Source organism: Meridianimarinicoccus zhengii, from assembly GCF_003254465.1.
Taxonomy (GTDB): Bacteria; Pseudomonadota; Alphaproteobacteria; order Rhodobacterales; family Rhodobacteraceae; genus Meridianimarinicoccus; species Meridianimarinicoccus zhengii.
Genome location: NZ_QDFI01000150.1, coordinates 1 through 3314, shown reverse-complemented (window position 1 = coordinate 3314; position 3314 = coordinate 1). Strand labels below are relative to the sequence as shown.

3 protein-coding genes and 1 pseudogene are annotated in these 3314 nt (G+C 72.2%); 2 read left to right on the top strand and 2 right to left on the bottom strand.

Features of this window, described 5'->3' with window-relative positions; genetic code table 11:
• The coding region (locus DDE13_RS22110) for a leucyl aminopeptidase family protein (protein WP_111406357.1) at window positions 1-1171 on the top strand (1171 nt) is incomplete at its 5' end.
• Between the two features lie 60 nt (window positions 1172-1231).
• Window positions 1232-2005, top strand: a complete 774-nt coding sequence (locus DDE13_RS22105) for a C40 family peptidase (RefSeq protein ID WP_111406356.1) — start codon at window positions 1232-1234, stop codon at window positions 2003-2005.
• A gap of 12 nt (window positions 2006-2017) precedes the next feature.
• Here the strand turns inward: DDE13_RS22105 and DDE13_RS22100 are convergent, their stop codons facing one another.
• On the bottom strand, window positions 2018-2362 hold the full coding sequence (locus tag DDE13_RS22100) for a DUF2794 domain-containing protein (RefSeq protein WP_111406355.1): 345 nt from the start codon (window positions 2360-2362) through the stop codon (window positions 2018-2020).
• A gap of 264 nt (window positions 2363-2626) precedes the next feature.
• A pseudogene (locus tag DDE13_RS22095) lies at window positions 2627-3314 on the bottom strand (hypothetical protein); the annotation flags it as partial.

Sequence of the window (3314 nt, the reverse complement as noted above, 5' to 3'; positions counted from 1 at the left end):
CGCGCGCTTCGCCGTGGCCGCCGCCGTGCCGCAGCTTCCCGCGGGCGACTGGAAACTGGCGGGGCTGCGCGACGCGGACATGGCGGCGGAACAGGCGCTGGGCTGGCTGCTGGCCGGGTACGGGTTCACGCGCTATGCGGGCAGCGCGCCGACGCTGCCCCGGCTGGTCGCGCCGGAGGGCGTGGACCCGCGGCGGCTGGAAGCGATCGCGGCGGGCGAGGCACTGACGCGCGATCTCATCAACACGCCCGCCAACGACATGGGGCCGGACGAGCTGGAACAGGCGATGCGCGGCTGTGCTGCCCGGCACGGGGCCACCGTCACCGCGACGCGTGGCGACGACCTTCTGGCTGCGGGTTTCCCCATGATCCACACGGTCGGCCGCGCCGCGCCGCGTGCGCCGCGCCTGCTGGACATGACATGGGGCGACCGTGGTCCGGCGCTGACACTGGTGGGCAAGGGCGTGTGTTTCGACACGGGCGGGCTCAACCTGAAGCCCGGATCGTCCATGGGTCTCATGAAGAAGGACATGGGCGGTGCTGCGGCGGTGCTGGGTCTGGCGCAGACGATCATGGCGCTGGCGCTGCCCCTGCGGCTTCGCGTGCTGATCCCGGCGGTGGAGAACGCGGTGGGCGGCGCGTCCTTCCGGCCCGGCGACATCCTGCGATCCCGCAAGGGGCTGAGCGTCGAGATCAACAACACCGATGCCGAGGGGCGGCTGGTGCTGGCCGATGCGCTCGCGCTGGCGGATGAAACCCCGCCGGACCTGCTTGTGTCAATGGCGACCCTGACCGGGGCGGCGCGTGTCGCGGTCGGGCCGGACATCGCGCCGTTCTTCACCCATGACGACGGGCTGGCGCAGGCGCTGGCCGCGGCGGCGCCGGGTGCGTTCGACCCTGTCTGGCGGTTGCCCCTGCACGCGCCCTACGAGCCTATGATCGAGCCGGGGATCGCCGATCTGGACAACGCGCCGGGCGGCGGGTTCGCGGGCGCGATCACGGCGGCGCTTTTCCTGAACCGGTTCGTGACCGCGACGCCGCGCTATGCCCATTTCGACATCTACGGCTGGCAGCCGAGTCCCGCGCCCGCGCGGCCCAAAGGCGGGGTGGGGCAGGGGATGCGCGCGATCCTGCGCGCGCTGCCCGGGCTGCTTGACCTTCCCGGCGCATGAGATAGGCAGGCTTTCACCCCGGACAGGCGCGGGGGAACGGGGCTGGGCGCGATGACACGGATGACAGGTACAGACGGTATCACCGACGGCCCGGCCCAGGTTGTGGTGCCGGTCGCAGATATCCTCGACCGGCCCGACGGCGTGCGGAAGCGCCAGGTGCTGTACGGCGCGGTCGTCGATGTGACCGGCGCGTCGGACGGCTGGGTGGAGGTCCGGGCGCGGCGCGACGGCTATACCGGCACGATGCAGGCCGACGACCTGGGCGCCCATGTGGTGCCCGCGACGCATCATGTCACGGCGCTGGCGACGCATCTCTACGCGGCGCCGGACATCAAGTCGCCGGATCTGGCCAGCCTGTCGCTGGGGGCGGAACTGGCCATCGTGGGCGAGGCCGGGGCCTTCGGACGCACGCAGGCCGGATATTTCGTGCCGCTTGCGCATGTGGCCCCGCTGCGGCGGCGGTTCGCCGATCCGGCGGCGGTGGCGGAGCTGTTTCTTGGAACGCCCTACCTTTGGGGCGGCAACAGCCGTTTGGGGATCGACTGTTCCGGCCTGGTGCAGGCGGCGTGCCACGCCTGCGGTCTGCCCTGTCCCGGCGACAGCGCCGACCAGGCCCGGTCCGCGGGGGACGCGGTCGCGCCCGATGCGCCGCTCGCGCGCGGCGATCTGCTGTTCTGGAAGGGGCATGTGGCGCTGGCGCTGGACGACCGGCGGCTGATCCATGCGAACGCCCATCACATGTCCGTGGTCTATGAAGGCGCCGAGGATGCGGTGCGTCGGATCGCCGGGCAGGGTGGCGGCAATGTCACGGGGCGGCGGCGGCTGGCGGTCTGATCCGCGATCGCGTCACACGGGCCGGATCAGCTTGCGTTCCAGCACCCGAAGGACCGTGCGCAGATCGTGGCCGCGGCGCAGGATCTGTCCGTCCATGCCGATCACGGCATACATGCCCTGCCGGTTGCGCAGGCGAGGATGCTTTTCCACGCGGTAGAGCGGGTTTTCCGCCGTGCGCCGGAAGATCGAGAACACCGCCCGATCGCGCAGGCAGGAAATGCCGTAATCGCGCCATTCTCCCGCCGCGACCATCCGGCCATAGAGCGTGAGGATCGCGGACAGTTCGGTTCGGTCGAATGCGACCTGTTCGGGCACGCCATGGGCGGTGGGCAGGGGCACGGGCGGTTGCGCTGTCATGTCGAAAGGGTGGCGCGCTGCCGATCCGAAATCAAGGGCCCTGTGCGGTGACGTGTCCGTGCCGTGGCGGGACCGTGCAAGGTGGGCTCCCGCCCGTCTTCGGCGCGCTGCGCGCGTCGGTCGGTCCCGTGGTACGGGCGGCTGCGGCGGAGGAGATGTCGGCGCATGTTGGGGTGTGTCCCGGCATCGCCATTGCAGGGATACGCGGCACGGGGCGGTGTCTGGATATTTCTGGACAGAAGATGGGTGCGGTCCTGCCTTCGGTCAGGCAAAGGCGCCCTGGCAGAACCAGCCGCCCGGCATCGTGCCGCCGTGGGCATGGAACAGCCAGAGCCGCGCGCCGCCCGTGGTGGTGATCTGCCAGTAGTCGCGGGTGCCGCTGCGCCAGTCCGGGTCGTCCAGCCACCATTCCGGCGCGATGCGTTCAGGCCCGGTCGCCGCCGCGCAGGCATGGTGCCCGCGTCGCCAGCGGAAACGGACCGGAGGCGGCGTGCGCAGGCCCGGCGGTGGGACATAAGGCGGCGGCGCGTCCGGCCCGGCCGCGGTTCCGGTGATGTCGCAGGGCGTATCGCCGTCCGGCCCGGGATCGGGGCTGGTCGCCACGGCCGTCACCGGTTCGGGGCGCCACAGCAGCAGCGGGCGCGGCGTGGGGGCAGGGGGCCATGGACCCGCGGGGGCGGACCAGCCCGCGGCATGCACCGTGGCGGTCTTTTCCGGGATATGGGTGTCGGCGGGGTGCAGGCGGCTGGCTGCGGTGCCGCCCAGCCGCGCGCCCAGCCGCGCCACGAGGTCCTCCAGCGCGGCCTGTGCGCCCGTCTGCCCGGCGCGGATGCTTGCATCCAGATGCCCGGCCGCGTCGCGGACGCGCAGCGGTTCGGTGCGCACCGCCGCCAGCCGCAGCGCGTCGATGCCCGGCCCCGCGTCGAGTTCGGGCAGCTTCATGACCAGCAGC